This is a genomic window from Bacteroides sp. OF04-15BH, assembly GCF_003477995.1.
GTDB lineage: Bacteria > Bacteroidota > Bacteroidia > Bacteroidales > Bacteroidaceae > Paraprevotella.
Genome location: NZ_QUEM01000027.1, coordinates 1 through 20,722, shown reverse-complemented (window position 1 = coordinate 20,722; position 20,722 = coordinate 1). Strand labels below are relative to the sequence as shown.

General features: G+C 36.6%; 18 protein-coding genes. All 18 read right to left on the bottom strand.

Going from position 1 to position 20,722, the window contains the following annotated elements:
- Positions 1-15: 15 nt before the first annotated feature.
- The 18 genes from DXA74_RS11845 to DXA74_RS11760 all read right to left on the bottom strand — a co-directional run bounded on the left by DXA74_RS11845 (position 16) and on the right by DXA74_RS11760 (position 20,669).
- Positions 16-2,397: a tyrosine-protein kinase family protein gene (locus tag DXA74_RS11845; protein ID WP_118527857.1), complete on the bottom strand. Its 2,382-nt coding sequence runs from the start codon at positions 2,395-2,397 to the stop codon at positions 16-18.
- Positions 2,398-2,404: 7 nt separating this feature from the next.
- Positions 2,405-3,196: a polysaccharide biosynthesis/export family protein gene (locus DXA74_RS11840; RefSeq protein WP_233550525.1), complete on the bottom strand. Its 792-nt coding sequence runs from the start codon at positions 3,194-3,196 to the stop codon at positions 2,405-2,407.
- Positions 3,197-3,400: 204 nt separating this feature from the next.
- Entirely contained in the window at positions 3,401-4,303 is a 903-nt protein-coding gene (locus tag DXA74_RS11835; RefSeq protein WP_118527853.1) for an NAD(P)-dependent oxidoreductase, read from the bottom strand.
- Position 4,304: 1 nt separating this feature from the next.
- Positions 4,305-5,117: an aldolase/citrate lyase family protein gene (locus DXA74_RS11830; RefSeq protein ID WP_118527851.1), complete on the bottom strand. Its 813-nt coding sequence runs from the start codon at positions 5,115-5,117 to the stop codon at positions 4,305-4,307.
- A gap of 5 nt (positions 5,118-5,122) precedes the next feature.
- Positions 5,123-5,719, bottom strand: coding sequence for a sugar transferase (locus DXA74_RS11825; RefSeq protein WP_118527849.1), 597 nt, complete (start codon positions 5,717-5,719; stop codon positions 5,123-5,125).
- A gap of 6 nt (positions 5,720-5,725) precedes the next feature.
- Positions 5,726-6,886 carry a non-hydrolyzing UDP-N-acetylglucosamine 2-epimerase gene (wecB, locus tag DXA74_RS11820; protein WP_118527847.1) on the bottom strand — a complete coding sequence of 387 codons (1,161 nt, stop codon included), beginning with the start codon at positions 6,884-6,886 and terminating at the stop codon, positions 5,726-5,728.
- Between the two features lie 7 nt (positions 6,887-6,893).
- Positions 6,894-8,093 carry a capsular polysaccharide biosynthesis protein CapF gene (locus DXA74_RS11815; RefSeq protein ID WP_118527845.1) on the bottom strand — a complete coding sequence of 400 codons (1,200 nt, stop codon included), beginning with the start codon at positions 8,091-8,093 and terminating at the stop codon, positions 6,894-6,896.
- Positions 8,093-8,500 carry a WbuC family cupin fold metalloprotein gene (locus DXA74_RS11810; protein WP_118527843.1) on the bottom strand — a complete coding sequence of 136 codons (408 nt, stop codon included), beginning with the start codon at positions 8,498-8,500 and terminating at the stop codon, positions 8,093-8,095. Before DXA74_RS11810 ends, DXA74_RS11815 begins: the two co-directional genes overlap by 1 nt.
- A gap of 5 nt (positions 8,501-8,505) precedes the next feature.
- A complete protein-coding gene (locus DXA74_RS11805) occupies positions 8,506-9,579 on the bottom strand; it encodes a polysaccharide biosynthesis protein (RefSeq protein ID WP_118527841.1) in 1,074 nt (357 codons plus the stop codon).
- 4 nt (positions 9,580-9,583) lie between these two features.
- Complete coding sequence (locus DXA74_RS11800) at positions 9,584-11,095, bottom strand: oligosaccharide flippase family protein (RefSeq protein WP_118527839.1); 1,512 nt, start codon at positions 11,093-11,095, stop codon at positions 9,584-9,586.
- 4 nt (positions 11,096-11,099) lie between these two features.
- Complete coding sequence (locus DXA74_RS11795) at positions 11,100-12,257, bottom strand: TDP-N-acetylfucosamine:lipid II N-acetylfucosaminyltransferase (protein WP_118527837.1); 1,158 nt, start codon at positions 12,255-12,257, stop codon at positions 11,100-11,102.
- The gene (locus DXA74_RS11790) at positions 12,254-13,213 is read right to left on the bottom strand and encodes a hypothetical protein (protein ID WP_118527835.1); all 960 of its coding nucleotides are present in this window, start codon (positions 13,211-13,213) and stop codon (positions 12,254-12,256) included. The genes DXA74_RS11795 and DXA74_RS11790 overlap by 4 nt, the downstream gene beginning before the upstream one ends.
- Positions 13,214-13,215: 2 nt before the next feature.
- Complete coding sequence (locus DXA74_RS11785; protein WP_118527833.1) at positions 13,216-14,430, bottom strand: hypothetical protein; 1,215 nt, start codon at positions 14,428-14,430, stop codon at positions 13,216-13,218.
- Positions 14,414-15,655 carry a glycosyltransferase gene (locus DXA74_RS11780; protein ID WP_118527831.1) on the bottom strand — a complete coding sequence of 414 codons (1,242 nt, stop codon included), beginning with the start codon at positions 15,653-15,655 and terminating at the stop codon, positions 14,414-14,416. The genes DXA74_RS11785 and DXA74_RS11780 overlap by 17 nt, the downstream gene beginning before the upstream one ends.
- The gene (locus DXA74_RS11775) at positions 15,624-16,931 is read right to left on the bottom strand and encodes a hypothetical protein (RefSeq protein WP_147401101.1); all 1,308 of its coding nucleotides are present in this window, start codon (positions 16,929-16,931) and stop codon (positions 15,624-15,626) included. Before DXA74_RS11775 ends, DXA74_RS11780 begins: the two co-directional genes overlap by 32 nt.
- Positions 16,928-17,539, bottom strand: a complete 612-nt coding sequence (locus DXA74_RS11770; RefSeq protein WP_118527827.1) for a DUF1919 domain-containing protein — start codon at positions 17,537-17,539, stop codon at positions 16,928-16,930. The genes DXA74_RS11775 and DXA74_RS11770 overlap by 4 nt, the downstream gene beginning before the upstream one ends.
- A complete protein-coding gene (locus DXA74_RS11765) occupies positions 17,532-18,743 on the bottom strand; it encodes a glycosyltransferase family 4 protein (RefSeq protein WP_118527825.1) in 1,212 nt (403 codons plus the stop codon). The genes DXA74_RS11770 and DXA74_RS11765 overlap by 8 nt, the downstream gene beginning before the upstream one ends.
- 12 nt (positions 18,744-18,755) lie before the next feature.
- On the bottom strand, positions 18,756-20,669 hold the full coding sequence (locus DXA74_RS11760; protein WP_118527823.1) for a UDP-N-acetylglucosamine 4,6-dehydratase family protein: 1,914 nt from the start codon (positions 20,667-20,669) through the stop codon (positions 18,756-18,758).
- Positions 20,670-20,722: the final 53 nt, after the last annotated feature.

Sequence of the window (20,722 nt, the reverse complement as noted above, 5' to 3'; positions counted from 1 at the left end):
TAGCTCTTAACTAATTCAAAATAAACCAAAGTTCTTTTTCTTCTTTTTCTGGTCACCATAACCATAGCCATAACCACCATAATAACCGTAATAGCCATAGCCGGCATGCTCTTTCTTCACGCCATTCAGCAGAGTGACCATCCGCTTCAGTTTCTTCTCCTGGTAGATGCGCTCCACATCCGGTAACTGTCTGCGATCCATCAGCCCGGCGCGGATGACAAACACCGTCAGATCGGCCAGACGATTCACAATGCTAGCATCAGCCACTACTGCCGAAGGCACACTGTCTATCAGAATATAATCATAACTGGCAACAAGTTCTTCCAATAACTGATCCAAACGGGCACTCATCAGCAGTTCGGCCGGATTCGGAGGCACCACTCCGCTGTAAATCACATCGAGCCCCGGACAGTCCTTCACCGGACAAATCAGTTCCTTTGCCGTCATCTGACGGTCTATCAGATACTGGGTGATTCCCGTAGCCTTCCGGCCTCCGAAAATCCGGCTCAACGAACCTTTACGGATATCCAGATCGACCAGCAAGACCCGCTTTCCGGCAAAGGCAAACATCTTGGCCAGATTGGAAATGACAAAGGTTTTTCCCGCATCCGGATTCATGGAGGTAAACATAATCTTCAGGGGACCCTGCTGCTCCCCTTTCATAAAGTCCAAGTTTGTACGCAAAATGCGGAATGCTTCCGTCACGGCATCCAGTCCGTCGGCACGCACTACCGTGTCGTGTGCCTTGCCTTTTTCCCAGCTGTGATAAGGAATATCCCCCAGGAAGGGCATAGTCAACTTGTTTTCCACATCCTTCCGGTTTCGCACCTTGGTATCCATAATCAACATTAAGAAGATTACAGCTGTAGGTAATGCCAAGCCCAAAATCAATGCTGATAGATAAACCATCTGCGTTTTGGGAGACACCGGCAGATTCGATCCCTTTGCCCGATCAACTACCCGCGCATTGCTTTCCGCAATATATTCTGCCAAGGCATTTTCCTCACGCTTCTGCAAAAGGTACACATAGAGCTGCTCCTTTACCTTCTGTTGCCGCTCGGCACTCAGCACCACTTTCTGATGGTTCGGAATATTGGCCGCCTTTCCGCTGCTCCGGACTTCCTGCTGCACGGTGCTGCGCAAACGCAACTGCAGAGCCTCAATATGATTGTCCATCGTGCGCAGAATGCTTTCCCGCAAAGAAAGCATTGCTTGCTGCAGATCCTGTACTACCGGGTTCTCCACGGCTGTAGTGCTCTCCATCTTGTCACATTGCAGACGCATTTTGTTGTATTCCGCTATCTGATTCACCAGATTGGTTTCCGAAACTCCGATATTTACCGGAATCAGAGACTTGTCATTCTTCGGTTGCAACAAAAACTCTTTCAGATAACGGGTCAGTTCCAGTTCTGTCTGCAGCTGTACAGCTTCATTCTGAAACTGGTCCGCCCGCTGCAGATACAGCCCGCTCTGTGTACCATCTATCAACTGATTGGCACTGCGATAAGAAGCTATCTGATTATCCACATTACCCAATTCCTTTTCCAGAATGGCGAGACGATCCACCACAAAGCGCTCTGTATTGCGCGCTACCGTATTCTTGTCATTGACAATATCCTCCTTATAGGCATCCACCAAAGTATTCAGAATATCCTCGGCACGCTGAGGTACCGGATCGGTAATATTCAACTGAATCATGCTGGACTCCTTGGAAGCCTTAGCCACGCCCAAACGGGCCACCAAAGCATTACCGGTATTGCGCACGGTGGATTTCAGGACTTCAATCTCCAACTCCCGATCGAACTTCTGATAAAAACCGGTAGGCACCACTACCAACTGACCGACTGCCGTCTGTACCGTATCATTCAGGACAAAAGTCTTTGTTTCGGTCAATTCCTGGGCCTGATATTTCAACTGAGACAGTTCGACTTTTCTTCCGGGCAATAACCGCAAGCGGAAACTGCAAGCCAGATCATCTCCCTGTACAAAATGTACGGTCACCGGACTGACACCATAAAGATCGGTGGGCCGCCAGAAACCTTTAACCTGATAGCATACATCCAGATCCAGACGACGCACCACCTGTTCGGCCAGATGCAGCGATTTGAAAATCAGGATTTCATTCTCTACATTTCCGCTGAGATTCATAAAACCGACTTCCTTAAAGATTTCGGCTTCCGAAGGGGTACGGGTTCCACTTTCCTTATCCTTAATCAACACTGTAGCCATCCGTTGATACATGGGTGCCGTGCGATGCAGATAAATATAAGCAAATAATAGGCAGCAAACTACAGCTCCTACATAATAATACCATTTTTTCAGCGCCACATGCAACAGATCCATTGGATTAAGCTCCAATCCAGAACCTGATACGTTTTGTTTATTCTGCTGTTCCATAAAAATACTATCTTAATAAGGTTACAATTAAAGTAGCCACCGACATAATCGAACTAAATACTGACACCCAAGTTCCCACCGAAGTGACCTGTGTGCTACGAGCCTGAATGGTCCGGGCATTATTCGGTTCTACATAGACCACATCATTCTGCTGCAAATAATAATAAGGAGACTGTAATAAGTCTGAGGAACGCAAATCCAGATAATGCACGGTGCGTTTTCCTTCTGCTTCACGGATAACGGCCACCCGATCACGCTTTGCCTGAATATTCAGGTCTCCCGCCTCAGCCAAAGCTTCCAAGACCGTAATTCGATCCGACTTCACATTGATTACCCGCGGATTTTTCACTTCTCCCAATACCGAAACCTTAAAATTCTGGAAAGTCACCGTTACAACCGGATCCTGCAACAGATTCTTTTGCTCCAGCTGTCCGGTAATCCAGGAAGCCAATTCCTTTCGGGTCATTCCTTCAACATGAATTCTCCCCAATTGAGGAAAATTAATATAGCCATCTACATCTACCTGATATCCTAATTGTGCACTAGAAGTACTACTTTTTATTTCCATGGTATAGGCTGTAGCCGGTAAATTAAAAGGAATCGCCATTTCCGAGTTTCGAGCTGAAACCGTAATTCCCAGCAAATCATCTTTACGGATCTTGATTTCATAACTCTGCTCTATATCCTCTTGCATTCCTTGCTGCAAATCCTGAAAATAAATAACTCTTTCCGGAGCAGCACAACTAACAATTAGCAGAGACCAGATTAATACCAGGGCATTCCATTTCATTCTTTTCATGAGAAAAATATTTTTTTAAGTTAATGCAACAATTCTATTAGATATTATACACTTATTTAAAGTGTACTTATATAATTAATTAAAAGTAAGCAAATATAAAAATATTATCTCAGTTATCACTGATTTATCTACTTTTTTTATGAAATAGTATGATAAAAAAGCAATATTGAAAAATATTCTCACAAACAAATACCAATAGAAGAATTACAGATTACTTACAAAATTATTCAAAATAACATCAAAGAGTCTTGATGCATTACCTTCACCAACAAATGAATTATGTGGTGAAAGCAACACATTATCAAATTCCCATAATTTTGAAGAAACTGGAAGCGGTTCTTCTTCAAAAACATCTAAAATAGCTGTGATTCTTTGTTTCTCTGATAAAAAACGAACTAGATCAGATTCATTGATAACAGAGCCCCTTGAAATGTTCATTAATAAACTACCCTCCTTCATTAATTCAAAACGGGCATAATTAAAAAGATGATAAGTTTCATCTGTCAAAGGCAAAGTTAGAACAATTATATCAAAATCAGGCAGGTACGCATCTAACTCTGATATAAGACATACGCAATCCAATCCATCAGCTTCAAAAGAATGCACATCAAAACCAAAAGTCTTACATCCAAATGCCTGAAATCTTTTTCCAACTTCCTGACCAATGTTACCAGCACCTACAATTGCCACTCTTTTTCCAAATAACTCTTTTAGGTGTCTATTCTTCTCCCATAAATGTTTTTTTTGTTTTTCTTTAAAAAAATCAGCATTTTTATAACATTCCAAAGCTCTAAATAAAACCCACTCGGCCATTGGTATAGAATAAACGCCCTTGGCATTAAAGATTTTTATACCTTGTTTTCTTATATAGTCTATTGGAACTCTATCAAAGCCTGCACTTGTCAACTGTATATATTTCAATCGTACAAACTTTTTAATATCATGATATAAAAATAATCCATTACAAACAACTGCATCTATCTCTTCCGGTTGTATAGGCAACTCCTCGCTCTCATTTTGAATATAATAAATCTGAAAGCCAAGATTACTTAACTTTTCAATTTGCTCTTCAGTATAATTAAAAGCGCCTGTCAATAACAAATTCATACTACTTTTCCTTTAAATAAGTCTGAACAGCTTTTTTCACAAATAGCTGATTATCATCAAAGTATAGTTTATGCATTTCAGCCTCTTTTTCTAAATTGCGAATCTCAGCCATCCCTATCTTAAAAATTCTTTCAATGTTATTTAAATCCCGTTCCAAATCAGTATTACAAAAGCTACGAGACAAGATTGCCATAGAAGACCCTAATCTATAATGTTCTTTTATAACAGCCTCTGCAGGCAAAATTCCTGCCCCTAATTTAGCAATACCTCCAAATCCAAATGGAATTCCCTTAGACTTAATTTTATTACTCAGTCTTTCAACAGTTCCATCAGCTAATAGTTCAAACATAAAATTCATTTTATAAGCAAGATGCAAGTCATTTAGCCCAATATGAATTTCATCTATGCCATTAAGCTCCAGTATCGCATCTAGCTTCTCCACAGCTTCCGCTGTTTCTAACAATAAGCAAACCTTAGCTCGTCCATTTACATAATCAATAAATTTCGCAACCTCATTTACAGTTTTAAAATATGGCAACATTACAACATCTGCTCCATTATTAATAATGGTATCTATCTCATGTGCAGAGTCTTTATAAATAGGATTAGAACGAACTAATAACTCAGCTCTCTTTATTACTTTTCGAACTTGAACTATATCTTCTAACGAATGCTGAGATTGAACAGTATTCATTCCCCCTTGCCGTTCCTGCTTTCCAATTTTTTCAAGATCAATAAAAACTCTATCAACTCCAGCATCCTCCACAATTGTAGCAATTTCAGGACGGTTTGTTATATACATTAATTTCAACATATCATTTAATTCGTTTTTTCTATATTATTATTATTGGCATTAACTAACACTTTAAATATTGTCATAAAAAAGATTTTCAGATCAAAACCAAAAGACATTTTTTCTACATATTCAATATTTAATTCTATTCGTTGTGGCCAAGGAACCTCCTTGCGTCCATTCACTTGCGCCCAACCTGTTACACCAGGACGGACATCAAACATCCTTTTTTGATGCTCTGTATATTGATCAAACGGCCACGGATGATAAGTTAAAGCAGGTCTAGGACCTATCAAAGCCATATCGCCCTTAATTATATTAAATAACTGAGGCAATTCATCTATACTTGTAGCTCGTATAAATCTACCAACTTTAGTTATACGACTATCTCCTTTAAAAGAATAGACTCCCGTTCCTTGCTTCTCAGCACCTTGAACCATAGAACGAAACTTATAGATTTTAAAGACCTTTCCTTTGTATCCTAACCTCTCTTGTTTAAAAATAATTGGTCCCCTACTTTCTAACTTAATCAAAATAGCAATAACAATAAAAATAGGACTAAATAAAAACAATAAAACTATTGCAATTATCACATCCAAAAAATGTTTAATGTACTTATACATAAGTATTCAAAATTTACGCCAAACCATTTTATTTACCACTCCGGTGTAGCTCTGAATCAACTTCACCACCTTAGTAGAAACATTCTCATCCACATAATTCGGTACCGGAATACCGTCATCGTGGTTATTATTCATTTCTACGGCTACATCTACAGCCTGCAACAGAGAATGCTCGTCAATACCAGCCAGCACAAAGCAACCCTTATCCAAAGCTTCCGGACGCTCGGTACTGGTACGAATACAAACAGCTGGGAACGGATGTCCCACACTGGTAAAGAAGGAACTTTCCTCAGGCAATGTCCCGGAATCAGAAACAACTGCATAGGCATTCATCTGCAAGCAGTTATAGTCATGGAATCCCAGAGGCTCCTGACGAATAACACGCTTATCCAGTTCAAAGCCACTTGCTTCCAGACGCTTACGGCTTCTCGGATGGCAGCTGTAGAGAATCGGCATATCATACTTCTCAGCCATCTTGTTAATGGCTGTGAATAAGGAAATAAAGTTCTTTTCAGTATCAATATTCTCTTCACGGTGTGCACTCAACAGAATATATTTTCCTTTTTCCAGTCCCAGACGGGTATGCACATCACTAGCCTCAATCTCTTCCAGATTGTTGTGCAGCACTTCCGCCATCGGAGAACCGCTGACATAAGTGCGCTGGGGAGCGACATTGCTTGCATTCAGATAACGGCGGGCATGCTCGCTATAGCAGATATTCACGTCACTGATAATGTCGACAATACGACGGTTGGTTTCTTCCGGCAGACACTCGTCAAAGCAACGGTTTCCGGCTTCCATGTGGAAAATAGGAATATGCAAACGTTTGGCACCGATTACACTCAGACAGGAGTTTGTATCTCCCAATACCAGAACAGCATCGGGCTTGATCTCGACCATCAACTTATAGCTCTTGTCGATGATATTTCCCATGGTGGCTCCCAGATCATCGCCCACTGCATCCAGATAAACTTCCGGATCAGCCAGTTTCAAATCCTTAAAGAACACCCCGTTCAGGTTATAATCATAATTCTGACCGGTATGTGCCAGAATACAATCAAAATATTTTCTACACTTGTTGATGACAGCTGCCAAACGGATAATCTCCGGGCGTGTACCTACAATAATCAACAGTTTCAGTTTTCCATTATTTTTAAATGATGCCATAATTCTATTATTTTACAGGTTCGAAAAATGTATCCGGATGAGTGGGATCAAATATCTCATTGGCCCACATCACCGTGACGAGATTTTCCGTTTCACTCAAATTGATAATATTGTGAGTATAGCCAGGCAGCATGTGTACCGCCTCAATCTTTTCTCCGCTAACCTCGAATTCAATCACTTCGTCCGTTCCCAACTTGCGCTGCTGAATCAGTCCGTGTCCGCTGACCACAATAAAGAACTCCCATTTGGTATTGTGCCAGTGCTGTCCCTTGGTTACTCCCGGCTTGGAAATGTTAATGCTGACCTGACCGCATTTCTCAGAACGAAGCATTTCCGTAAAGCTGCCGCGGTCGTCCACATTCATCTTTAGAGGAAAAGACACCTTTTCCTTAGGCAGATAAGACAGATAGGTGGAATAAAGCTTCTTGGCAAAAGAATTGGCCGGAATCTCCGGAATTATCAGATTCTGGGGCTGCTCGGCAAACTGATGCAAAAGGTCTACAATCTCTCCCAAAGTGACATGATGCGTTACCGGAACGGCACAATAACGGCCTTCCTCTTTCAATACGGTCTCTACGCCGTCAAACTCGCAATGATGCTCCTTTCCGCTTAATGCAGCAATCATTTCCTCTACCAGATCATCAATATAAAGCATTTCCAACTGCACAGAAGGATCATTGACCTGAATAGGAAGATCATGAGCAATATTATGGCAGAAAGTAGCCACTACACTGTTATAATTGGGGCGACACCATTTTCCAAAAAGATTCGGGAAACGGTAAACCAGCACTTTGGCACCGGTTTCCTGAGCATAATCAAAAAAGAGTTCCTCGCCGGCCAATTTGGACTTGCCATAATCAGAAGTGCCGTAACGTCCAATCAACGTAGCCTGAATAGAGCTGGAAAGCATCACCGGACAAGTATTTCCATGTTTCTTTAGGGTATCTAGCAAAGTGGATGCAAAACCGAAATTGCCCTGCATAAACTCTGACTGGTCTTTCGGACGGTTTACGCCTGCCAGATTGAATACGAAATCTGCCTGGGCACAAAAGCCATCCAGCAATGCCGGATCAGTATCCAGGTCATATTCCATGACCTGTGACACTGTAACCGGATAATTACGGGCTTTTCCGTCCTTGATATTATTGAGCTGGGCACACAGGTTCTTACCAACAAATCCGTGTGCACCTGTAACCAAAATCTTCATTATTCTTCAATTTTATTATCCAATATATCTTCAGCAGAAATTGGCATATACGGGCCATCTTTTGCCTCAAATATGATAGTTCCTGACTTTAAGCACTCCAATGAATGCCATTGTCCTTTTTCAATTTGCATTATAGTACATGTACCGCCTGCTTCCATTTCAACGACCTTATCTAAAGCACCAGACTCATCATACAAAAACTCTCTTAATTTACCACGTATTATAATTAAGGTCTCAGAAGAATGCTGATGTCTATGTATCGGTATTACTGTTCCTGGTTCTATGGCATTTAACATCCTTTGAGATAAATCTTCTGTACTATTACGTAAATCAAAACTAGCTCTTAAACGGGAATTCTTTCTTGCTTCATCCGATAAGTGGTTCAATAACTCTTGATCTATTATCATAAAACTTATTCACTTCTAATTTCCTTACCTTTAGCTTTCTCAATCAAGCCCAAATCTTCCTGAATAAAGCGCAGACGCATCAACTGCTGCTTCATCCCCTCAACATCCAAACGATCGGTATTGTGGCTGTGATAATCCTCGATCTTAGAAATCTCTTCGCTTCCTTCTTTGAAATATTTATCGTAATTCAAATCACGATTATCACATGGAATACGATAATAATTACCCATATCAATAGCCTTAGCCATTTCTTCACGAGTCACCAAAGTTTCGTACAACTTCTCTCCGTGACGGGTACCAATCACCTTAACTTCTGTCTCGCCATATTTCGGATCAATCTTGGCATAGATTTCCTTCAAAGCCTTGGCCAGAACATCCAGAGTGGCTGCCGGTGCTTTTTGAACAAACAAATCACCATTATGACCATGTTCAAAAGCGTAGATTACCAAATCTACCGCATCATCCAAAGTCATCATAAAACGGGTCATGTTCGGATCGGTAATGGTAATCGGCTTACCTTCCATCATCTGATCGACCCACAAAGGAATTACAGAACCACGGCTGGCCATCACATTACCATAACGGGTGCAGCAGATGGTAGTGGCAGCTCCTTCACCCAGTTCACGTCCTTTGGCGATAGCTACTTTCTCCATCAAAGCCTTGGAGATACCCATTGCATTAATTGGATAAGCAGCCTTATCGGTAGACAAGACCACCACATTCTTTACTCCATGCTCAATGGCAGAAAGCAACACATTCTCTGTTCCCAACACATTGGTACGAGTAGCCTCCATCGGAAAGAATTCACAACTGGGAACCTGTTTCAGAGCAGCAGCAGCAAATACATAATCCACACCACGCATGGCTACATCTACCGAGGTTTTGTTACGTACATTTCCGATGTAAAATTTAACCTTAGGGTTCTGCAACCGATGGCGCATATCATCCTGCTTTTTCTCATCACGACTAAAGATACGGATTTCCTTAATATCAGAATCCAAGAATCTTCTCAAAACGGCATTTCCAAATGAACCGGTGCCTCCAGTAATCAAGAGGACTTTGTCTTTAAAGATTGACATAATATTATTTTTTTATAATTTTAACAAATAAATTCAAAAACATATTTTTCTCATTACTGTTTAAATAGAAAAACCAAATCACCCCTATATATAACAATAATATTATACAAGCATGTAAAAATAATGATATCCAATTGAAATAGTCCATACTAAAATTTAATAAAACTAAAATTGGAATAATAAAAACAATAGGCTTCAAAAAGGGGATATAAACCCTTACATAAAAATGAAACATATCTAAATTCATTTTCTTATAAAAAATATAATTAAGACCCAATGTTCGTGCTAAATATGCTATACATATTGAAATACACATGCCTAAGACTCCATATTGCATTGATAACGGAAAAGCTAAAATTAAATTTAATAATGCCATACCTACGAAAACATAAGCTTGGTACTTGACTTTATTTGTTACAACCATTTCCGTCACTGCAATTTCTTGAGGCAGATGGAGAAAAGAAGGAATAATCAATAGTATGGTACACAAATATACACTTGCATAATCCCTTCCCACCCATAATAAAATAAAGGATTCTCCTAAAGCAATAAAACCAATAAGTAATAAACCAATAATTAAGACTTGTATTCTACCAACTTTAACCATTAATGCAGAAATTTCATCTCTTTTCTTTTCGCTAACCAACCTAGAAACCTTAGGTAAAAAAAGACCATTTAATGCATTTGCAAACATAAAAATAAAACCTTCAAGTGATATAGCAACACCCATAACAGCTATATCTTTCGAATTAGATACAATACCTAAAATTGTCGGTGCAAAATTAAAAATACATCTTTGAGCTAAAGCTATAATGGTCACCCACAATGAAAAATTAAAAATCTTTTTAAACTCTGCACGTTCCCAAAATTTCCAAACAATTTTAATGTCTGTATTTCTTTTTACAAAGAAAAGTTTCAATAGAATAGTAATAATGCCTACTACTACATTTACCAATACCAGCGCATATAGACCATAACCAGAAATTAAACATACAGTCATTGTAATAACACGCAAAATTTTATCAAATAACTCACAAAATTTCAACTGAATAAATTTCTCATATGCCGACAAAATCCCGGTTAATGGAATAAAAGGAAAAGAAAAAACACAAAAACAAGAAGCTAATATATATATAATTTTAAATTTCTCAATTTCCTCAGGAGAAAGTCCCTTATATAGATCTGGAATAAAAAAGTATAAAGATGATAATATTAAAATAATAATAATATCTATTGAAAGATATAATTTATAAATTATTCCCAAGAAACAGTTTATGCTGTTATATAAGCCCTTTGACAAATAATTTGCAATAAAAGTTGTAACAGCCCTTCCTAGCCCAAGATCAAAAACAAAGATACTGATGACAGACATAGCCAAAGTATATAAACCAAAATCTGCTTTTCCTATGCTTTTGATCATCCAAGGAGTATAAAGAAGTCCTATAATTATATTAATAAAAAGAGACAAATATGATATTACTGCTCCTAACTTTATTTGTCGTGTAGAGTTCATCATAGCCTTATTTGATTATTTTACTCAATATTTCACACCACTGTTTTTGAATTCCATCCTGTGAATACATTACATACATTGGAGAGAACAAATACTTTTTATGTCCTTCATGAATTGATTCTAGGATTAATTTTTCCAATAATAATGGTAACTGTTCAAAAGAATCAACATAATTAACAGGAGCTTCCATTTGCTCTAATTCATAATATTTTAACCAATTTCCTATAATGATACGAGTTCCAGCATATACATGTTCTTTCAAAGAATTAGAAAAAGCATCGGTATCTCTCATATGCAAATAAATATCAGTAGAAATTGTCAACTTTGCATTTTTCTCAAAAGAAAAATATTCTTCAAGAATTTTATATTCACATCCTACTCGTTGAGCTTTTTCCTCGACCTTTTTTATATAGGTCTTATTGTATCTACCATATTGCATTGGTACAATAACGTAAATATTCCTTTTGATCTCAGCAGACAACTTTGATATCATATCTAATATAATATCTTGATGTTGATCTGCATACGCACTATACCCACAAGTAATTATCACCTTATCAAGAGGCAAGTCTAATTCTTTTCTACAATCTCTGATCGTTTTGGCTTGACTAATATTATGAATCCAGTCTAATCCTTCTGTTGCCATTCGGCAAATTTGTAATTTATTATCGAATACATTACCATATAACTCTTTAAATTCATTATAAGTTTTAAGGGTTGTAACTGTTATAACATCAGCAAAAGAAAACGCTATTTTTCTAATTTTAACAACTAGCGAATTCAGGTTTTCAATATCGCCTCCCCAATACGATGCAATAAAGTGATTAAAATTTTTACGTTTGAGCAAATAAAAAAAGATACTTGTTTTGTAAACTGATTGAATATGACAAATATCTATTTTCCCTACTTCATCTAATAATTTATACTTAAGATAAAAATTCAACAATCTATCCTTAATACTCTTATTTCTAAGGCTCGGTATTTTTTTTTGAGCTAATGAATGTAATATAACATTATTTACTTTATAAAAATTTTGATATTCTTGTCTTACACACTCAGTAGACAAGGTCATTAAATGAATCTCAAAATCAAATTTCAAAAGAACATTCTTTACATAATTATATATATGCATTGAATTTGCATCTCCAATCACTAAATATTTCATCGCTTTATATATTTACACATTAAAATTCTAAACAAATGCTCTATTTTTCTTATGATTTTTCTATAAAAAGATGGTTCTATATGTTTTATTATTTTATAGAAGTAATGATAATCCTCAATAACATATGGAGGATGTTTTAAAGGAAAAGACAATTCACATGCTTTTGTAGTAAACATTTGCTGAATCTCTTTCGGTAACTCATTCAAATCATTAGGCGCGTGAGTTGCATTTATAGATGTACCTACATTCTCTATTAAATTTACAGCAGGATAAATTACTAACCCAGAAGACAATAAGGTTCTGAAACCAACAATATGTTCCCAGTAAGGAATACCTTCCTTTGATCTTTTTTGAGCAATTTGTAGACTTTTATCAAACCGTTTGTGCCCAAATCTATATCTTGCAAGATCTAAATAATATTCATCCTTAAGAAAATCATATTCTGTCTCCCAAGTATCAGCAACACGCTTCCATGTAGCCCATCCCCAAGAAGAACCAGAACGAGAAAAGAAATAACTATAACGTTTACAATCTATTCCCCCATATAACGTTTGGCCACAAATTCTATCTATACGCGTATCATTTTCATATCGGTCTAGAAGTTCTTTACAAAAGGAAAAAAAGGAAACAGAAGGAACTATATCATCCTCTAATATTATACACTTATCAACAATACTAAAAGCCCACTTATGAGACAAATGAGTAGAGGGATCACAACCCATATTTTCAGAATGAAAATTCTTATAGATTTGACAATCCCAATCAATCATTTTCAATAAGTCCCTACACTTCTCAATATTTATAATATCATCAGGCCTACCGTTTCGTGGACCATCCTGCCAAAATAATAAAATCTTAGGCTTAACTTCACAAACACGTTCTAAAACTTTTTTAAACTGTTCCGGTCGTGCAAAAAATATACACAATACAGCTACATCCAAATTCCACGGCTTCATAATTATTGTATTTTTTCTTTATTAAACACATTTATAAAAAGAGGTACTATAAAAAAGCAAGCTATCGGTAACTCAAAAGCATATCCTATAGGATTAAAAAAAGACAACAAAAACAAATAAACAAAAGAATTCCCTACAAGATTTAATGCGTAAGGAATTTTTGCATAATAATATTTTATGATTTTATAAGATCTGCAATACAAAAACAACCACAAAAGCAAACCAACAAGACCTGTTTGAACTAAAATAGTAGTTATTAATGAATGTGCATTCAAGTTCTCATAATTTCCTCCAAATATTGGACTAGAAACCCAATTATTTAAAGCAGAAAACATTAAAAGAGGTCTTCCACCTAAGTCATTCACATCTCCTGAAGCAATAGATGTTGATATTTGTTCGAATTTCATTGATAACAAAGAATCTTGAAAAACATCCTGCAACAAGACTAGTAAAGAAAATCCAAAAAACAATAAAAATAAAATACCTACTATAAATAAAAGTTTAGTATAAATTGTCTTTAGATTTCCATATATTAAGCCTAGAATACCTAATGAAGTTAATAATAAAAGTGTCGCATACTGGGTGAGAATTATATAATGGTAAAAAAGAACAACAAAGAAAAGACATAGAATTTTCTCTAAAAATTTATGAGAAACTAAAAATTTCCAAAAAACACATAAAGTACAGAGACCTATCATATAGGAAAACTCAAATCCCCCAACATTTTGCATTCTATATTGATTTAAAAATGAATCACTAGTCGCAGTACTTTCTGCTAATAAGCGCGAAATCATTGGATTTTCATGTAAGGCTTTCAAAGTAATGAATAAAATATACAAGATACAGAAACCTATTATAAAAAATGACATTTTTTGTTTGCTCTTATCTAGAACCTGCATAAACATAATACCCCAAAAAACGGGTATAAAAGTTCTTAAGACTCTAATGGCTTCGTTTAATGAATCTACTAACGTAAAAGAACAAAATAAATAATATGCTATTAAAAAATACAAAGAAATTGACAGTAATTGAAAAGAGAAATTTCTTATAAAAAGATCTCGGTGAATAAAAACCGGCAACAAAGATAACAGCATACAACCTCCCATTACAACATAAGGTACCATCATTTTCACACTGGGAAGTGTATATAAAACAGTCGTCAGTGTCACTAATAAAAACCATCCCCAAGAAACTAAAAAATTATTCTGATTCTCCATATTTTTTTATCATTTTTTTATAAAGCGCTATATATTCACTAAGCATACGCTCTCTAGAATAAACTTTTTTGGCTTTAGAAGAAATTTCATTTTTGCAAACTTTTCCATTTAAAAAATTCAATATTACGTGCAATAAACTATCAAGATCCCCATAATCAACAAACGAAGAGTAATCAGACAAAGAAATAAGTTCAGGTGCTCCTGCTTTAAACCCAACAACAGGAGTGCCACAACACAAACTTTCTGCGCATATCATTGAAAAAGTTTCCCTTTTACTTGTAATTACAGTTATATCAGCTATAGAATATAACTCTGCAAGCCTATTTTGATCAAAAACAGAACCTAAGAGACATATATTAGAGGGAAGTTCACATGTTTTATAAACGCCTGCTACAATAACAAATTGAACATCAATATGTTGAGATAAGAATAATTTTGCTAATTCTAAAATATACCTTCCTCCTTTTATATTATCTGTCAAAGGATCAAAATTCGCAGTAACATGTAAAATAACAGGAACTCCGTCTTTTATTCCTTTGGGAAGAATGGATTTGCTTGATTTACTTCTAGGGTAAAAAATATCTGTATCAATACCATTGAGTATTGTACTATGCTTTATACGACTTAATATATCTGATTTTTCAGCTCTAAACTGTAACCACGGAGATACTGAAACAACTTCTATCTCTTTAAAATTATCAAAAGCACTATTCATCAAGTGCCAGGACTTTGCTGTATTATCTAAAAAATAAGAATTTGTTTTTGTTTTATAATCAAGACATCTCTTACATCCTTTGATCCATTGATTACAATCAAATGCATGAGAGCAATTAGCTGTATACATAAATTCGGCATGCAAAGTTAGAACCGTTGGAATCTTCTTATTTTTTAACCATCTGATTAATTCGTATATATTTACAAAATTTCCATTTATACAATGTAAATGCACTATATCGGGTTTCTTTTTTGTAATTATTCTTTTTAATAAAAAAGTAGAAAAGAAGCAACCACCATACATTAAACCAGAAATATTAGAGCATAATTTATTAACTTTTGAATAAAGTTCAGTACTAATTTTATAAACATGTGGCTCTTTTGAGTGTTTCCCTCTTCCATAAGCAACAAAAGAATCACATCCCAATCTCTTCAACCCTTGATGTATGTCGAAAACAATTTTTCCCGTACTACCAACATTATAGACACAATTTACTTGAAGTATTTTCATAATTAAACAAATCTAAATATGCATTATATAAAAGAGAGCTTTGAATATTACTATCATGACAAAGTCTTGCTGTTTCTAATGCCTTCATTATGGTTTCTTCTCTTTTCCGTTCCGAAAATAAATACTCCATTAAAACTTCTTCTAAAATTTTACTTGAAGTTGCAACTGCTGCACACTTATATTTTATCAAGTGTTGCATTGAAGCAACTTCTACTGGAGCATAAGCAAAAAGACAAACACCACTAGCTAAACTATCTGCGATTTTTGTCGAAACAGAGAATTTTGTTCTTTCAACACTAATTGCATCGAAAGCTTCAACATGAAGAAGCATTAAAGATTGTTTCATAATGGAATAAACATCTGAACCGCCTACAAAACCTTTAAAGCGAATAGAACTTACATTTTTAAAGCTATCTAAAATAAAAGAATCAGTGCATGAAGAATAAATCAATAGCTCAAAATTAGCCTTATGAGTTTCATTTATATGATCTAAAGCTTTACCTATCTCAATTAATGAGAGATAACGATTTAAATGCAAACTTCCTAAGTACACAATGCTTTTACTATTATTTTTTATTGGAACTGTACTTCTTTTAATATTTGCTGCTGTTGATAAGGTTAATGTTTTACACGCAAATTCATCAGAATAAGCTTTTGCTAAAGAATCACATATAGTAAATACTATCTTGGATTTTTCTAATAGTTTTCTAATATTATTCTTTAATTCTCTCTTATAGTATCGTGCCCAAAGTCCCTTACTTTCTGTAGAACTAAAATAAAAATCATCACAGATATAAGAACAAATAGGGCAATTAAGAAAATCTCCTATTTCTAATGCTAATTTATAGAAAAAAGGAGAAGCTCCTGGAGCAACAAAAAGCGCACTGATATTTTGTTCTTTTAACCAGCTTTTCAAATGTGAAGTATTCCAATGAGAACAAGTCCAAATAAAATTTCTAATGAGGATTTTTATAATTCTATGCTTACTTTTACTATAAAAAACTTTCTGATTTAAATTTTCATATAACGTATTATTTTCTTTAATTTCACTTAAATCTATCACACGACCAGCTTTATAAAAAGGGAAGATTCCCTTAAAAGCTTCCATATCAGTAATACGAAAATAACTACTACACTTTAGTACATTAGGTAGTGTTGGATAAATATACAACTGTACTATCTCTGAACACTTAAATTTTTCAAATAAGCCCAAAAACGTTTTTCCCATACTATTATAATCAGTAATAGGATTATGGCTTAAAATTAAAACTTTCATTTTTCCGAATTTAACCAGTTTACACAATCAAAGTATTTTTCAAAAATTCTAGTCCCCCATGGAGTACAGTATCTCAAAGAATCACCAATGGCAGATTTACCTTTAAACTCAGGAAGATAAACCAACCATTTATATTTCTTATTTTCTTTTGCTGAGAAACACACTTTTGGATATGGTAAACTATCAAAAATACACATATCCTCTTCTGTTTTAATAAAATTATCAGTCGATATTACAAAAATATGCTTTCCCGTAACTCTTTTAACACGTTTGCTCCAATCATGTATTAAATGCTCTTGATTTCTATAATGAACTCCTATAATTTCAATATCTCCACACATACAGCATGGATAACCTTCTTTTGTAATTCTGCCTGGTTCTAAAGGATAGTTTAAGTAAACGGACAAATTTGATATAAACTTTAAAAACTCTGGTATAATAAGATTTATTGTTGGAGTTCTAAATTGTTCACCTACATCATGATACAAAATTCCACCTATACAGTTAGAAGAAATAATTTCAAAATCATGATTCTGCAACCTAGACTTCATATAAAGTCTATATGGATATCTCCAGATTTCTTTTATCCTCTCTTTATACTTACGCATTTTTTAAAAGTTTTTCTATAATTGGAATTATTCGAGGATAGTTAACTTGCCGATCAAACTTTTCAGAGAACATTCTTGAAGCATTTTTTCCCATTAGTTCTTTTTTCTTATGATCAAAATATAATTCTCTTATAGCATCAGACATTGCATCTATATCTCCATTTTCAACATTTACTCCCGCATTATATCTTTCCAATAAATTTCTATACTCTTTACTGGTCTGAGTATTTATTACCGGAATTTTTGCAGCAGCATAATCTGAAACTTTATTGATTATCGAAGAAACGGACTGTTTTACAATTGGATTAACAGCCACATCACAAGCCATTAAAGTTTTCATCATTAATCCGTACTCCAACAACCCCATAAAATCACACCTCACATTTTTACTCTTTGCATAGTTTTCAAATTCAGTCTTTAATACGCCATCTCCCATTACCTTAAATACAATGTTTTCAATACCTTGCTTTTTAAGTATAGCCAAAGCATCAATCACACTCTTAATATCATAACTGTGTCCCAAAGCACCTACATATCCTATCCAAAACTCATTAAAATCTTTATGGACTTCTATATTTTGTATCTTCTTCCTTACTAACTCGCTATCAGTACCGATATAAATACTCTCACCTCGATTATTTCCTGTAACCATTGCTCTACGTACATAAGTATCTGAGACAGCTAATATATAATCAGCCCTTCTATAAATACGATTAGCCTGCTTTAACATTGGAAAGAATAAGATATCAGATAAGATAGGTACATTAAAAGCCATTTTAAATGCTTCCGGCCATAAATCCTGAATATCAACAATAACGGGAATCGACTTCTCTTTTGCATATCTAGTTACACAATCAGCAACTGTCAAAGAAGGGACAGATACTAAAATCAAATCAACATCTGTCAATTTCTGGATATAATTCAAAACATTTTTACCAAATTGCTGATAGCTAAGAATTCTTTCAACACCTATATTTTTTGAATATCCCTTTTCATATATTAAGGTCATCTTATATGGTAATCGAGAAAAATTTAAACGTGAAATATCTCTTTGCGCTTTCTGCAAATGACAAAAAGTAGATGTTATAACCTCTAAATTATATTTTGCTGATAATAAATCAGCAAAACTTCGATATCTACTGCTGCTTTTTTCCTCTTCAAAATGCCAATAGTTAGCAATAAGCAATAAATTTTTCTTTTTCATAAATAAAATAAATTACTTATCCAACTTCTCAAAATCTGAATTTTTACTCTTAAATTCCGGCACAATCTGCTTCATGCATTTCACGGTTTCCATACGATCCACAGTCTGGGCGATTTCCTTCAAATGATCAATAGCAGCCACTACCTCAGCACGATCGTACTCGCGGACATGGGCGCGGAAAATCTTCTCATTCGGTGTTGGCAAGGTATTTTCCTTAGTGGCCAACAGCTCTTCATAAAGTTTCTCACCCGGACGCAAACCGGTATACTCAATCTTGATATCCTGATCGGGAACCAAACCGGCCAGCTCAATCATGCGGCGAGCCAAATCGGCAATCTTCACCGGTTTACCCATATCGAACACAAAGATCTCATTACCCTCGCCCATCACTCCGGCCTCCAATACCAGGCGCACGGCCTCGGGAATGGTCATAAAGTAACGGATAATATCGGGATGGGTCACGGTAAGCGGACCACCCTTCATCAGCTGCTCACGGAAACGGGGGATAACCGAACCGTTGCTGCCCAATACATTACCAAAACGGGTGGTGATGAACTTGGTGTGTCCCTGAATCTCTCCCTTGGCAATGCTCATACTCAGAGTCTGCACATAAATCTCGGCCAGACGCTTGGAAGCTCCCATTACATTGGTAGGGTTCACGGCCTTATCGGTAGAAATCATCACAAAACGCTCCACTCCGTATTCCACAGCCAGATCGGCCAGATTGCGGGTACCCACCACATTGGCCAGAACAGCCTCACAAGGGTTTTCCTCCATCAAAGGCACATGCTTGTAGGCGGCAGCATGGAACACCACCTGAGGCTTATAAGTACGCATCAGCCAGGTGACACGAGGCACCACGCGGATATCACCCACAACAGGAGTAAATGTCACATCGGGGAAAGTATCTTCCAACTCCAGACGGATATTGTGCATCGGGGTCTCCGCCATATCAAAAAGAACGAGTTCCTTCAGACCGAAAGTACAAAGCTGACGGCAAATCTCACTACCGATGGAACCGGCAGCTCCGGTAACCAGAACGGTTTTGCCCTGAAGCTCTCTCTTGATGTTTTCCATATTGATCTTAATCTCTTCACGGCCCAGAAGATCTTCAATACGCACCTCAGTGAGACGGGCCGGACGCACCTGGCCGTTGCGAACCTCCTCGGTTTCGCCCAGAAGCATCTGAGTCTTGTATTTTTCGCCATAACGCACCAGACGGTCGCTCTCTTCCTTGACCTGACCGCGGCTTTGGAACAGAACGGCATTGGCATGAACATGCAACAAAAGCTTACGGAAATCCTCTTCGTTCTCAATGGAATAAAGCTTTATGCCGCCAATACGCTGAGTGTCGCGCTTGCCGAAACGCAGATAGCCTACAATCACATTGTCGGGAGACAAAGAAGAGAAGGAAGGCATTGTGGTCTGGTCTTTCTCCGGATCGAGATAAACCAGCAAACGGCGACGCTGATCGAGTGCCAGCGTCTGAAAAGAACGCTGATAAATGGCCACACAGCAGACACGGGCCAGAATCAGCAGCACAAAAGTGAGCAGAAAATCAAGCAGTATGCTCAATGCCCACAAGGTGGAATCAAAATTATCAACTATAAGATAGTAGGAAACCAGTCCCACACCCAGATCAGAAAGAAGGCAGGCCCAGAAAATACGTGAGGACTCTACCAGCGAGGAGTGACGAATGATGTTCTTATAAGTACGGAAAATCCAAAAGAACAGACTCGAAAATACTAACGTAGACAGAATGAGACAGCCGAAAGGCTTGCTGGAATTGCTTTCCGGAAAAAGGTTGGCAATCAACAGATAAGTCAAAACGGTGGCTCCAACAGACAAAGCGACATCAGCGATAAAGATGAGTCGCTGGCTCACAAAGCGTGAGCGCATAATGAATTGCATTAATGTAGTCTTCATGTTTATATATAATTAACCCGTTGGCGGAATTAATTTAGCGCATACTTAACCCT

Bases quoted from the DNA above. Each gene is read 5' to 3' on its own strand.
- DXA74_RS11845 (WP_118527857.1), bottom strand. From the start codon at position 2,397: ATGGAACAGCAGAATAAACAAAACGTATCAGGTTCTGGATTGGAGCTT.
- DXA74_RS11840 (WP_233550525.1), bottom strand. From the start codon at position 3,196: ATGAAAAGAATGAAATGGAATGCCCTGGTATTAATCTGGTCTCTGCTA.
- DXA74_RS11835 (WP_118527853.1), bottom strand. From the start codon at position 4,303: ATGAATTTGTTATTGACAGGCGCTTTTAATTATACTGAAGAGCAAATT.
- DXA74_RS11830 (WP_118527851.1), bottom strand. From the start codon at position 5,117: ATGTTGAAATTAATGTATATAACAAACCGTCCTGAAATTGCTACAATT.
- DXA74_RS11825 (WP_118527849.1), bottom strand. From the start codon at position 5,719: ATGTATAAGTACATTAAACATTTTTTGGATGTGATAATTGCAATAGTT.
- wecB (WP_118527847.1), bottom strand. From the start codon at position 6,886: ATGGCATCATTTAAAAATAATGGAAAACTGAAACTGTTGATTATTGTA.
- DXA74_RS11815 (WP_118527845.1), bottom strand. From the start codon at position 8,093: ATGAAGATTTTGGTTACAGGTGCACACGGATTTGTTGGTAAGAACCTG.
- DXA74_RS11810 (WP_118527843.1), bottom strand. From the start codon at position 8,500: ATGATAATAGATCAAGAGTTATTGAACCACTTATCGGATGAAGCAAGA.
- DXA74_RS11805 (WP_118527841.1), bottom strand. From the start codon at position 9,579: ATGTCAATCTTTAAAGACAAAGTCCTCTTGATTACTGGAGGCACCGGT.
- DXA74_RS11800 (WP_118527839.1), bottom strand. From the start codon at position 11,095: ATGATGAACTCTACACGACAAATAAAGTTAGGAGCAGTAATATCATAT.
- DXA74_RS11795 (WP_118527837.1), bottom strand. From the start codon at position 12,257: ATGAAATATTTAGTGATTGGAGATGCAAATTCAATGCATATATATAAT.
- DXA74_RS11790 (WP_118527835.1), bottom strand. From the start codon at position 13,213: ATGAAGCCGTGGAATTTGGATGTAGCTGTATTGTGTATATTTTTTGCA.
- DXA74_RS11785 (WP_118527833.1), bottom strand. From the start codon at position 14,430: ATGGAGAATCAGAATAATTTTTTAGTTTCTTGGGGATGGTTTTTATTA.
- DXA74_RS11780 (WP_118527831.1), bottom strand. From the start codon at position 15,655: ATGAAAATACTTCAAGTAAATTGTGTCTATAATGTTGGTAGTACGGGA.
- DXA74_RS11775 (WP_147401101.1), bottom strand. From the start codon at position 16,931: ATGAAAGTTTTAATTTTAAGCCATAATCCTATTACTGATTATAATAGT.
- DXA74_RS11770 (WP_118527827.1), bottom strand. From the start codon at position 17,539: ATGCGTAAGTATAAAGAGAGGATAAAAGAAATCTGGAGATATCCATAT.
- DXA74_RS11765 (WP_118527825.1), bottom strand. From the start codon at position 18,743: ATGAAAAAGAAAAATTTATTGCTTATTGCTAACTATTGGCATTTTGAA.
- DXA74_RS11760 (WP_118527823.1), bottom strand. From the start codon at position 20,669: ATGAAGACTACATTAATGCAATTCATTATGCGCTCACGCTTTGTGAGC.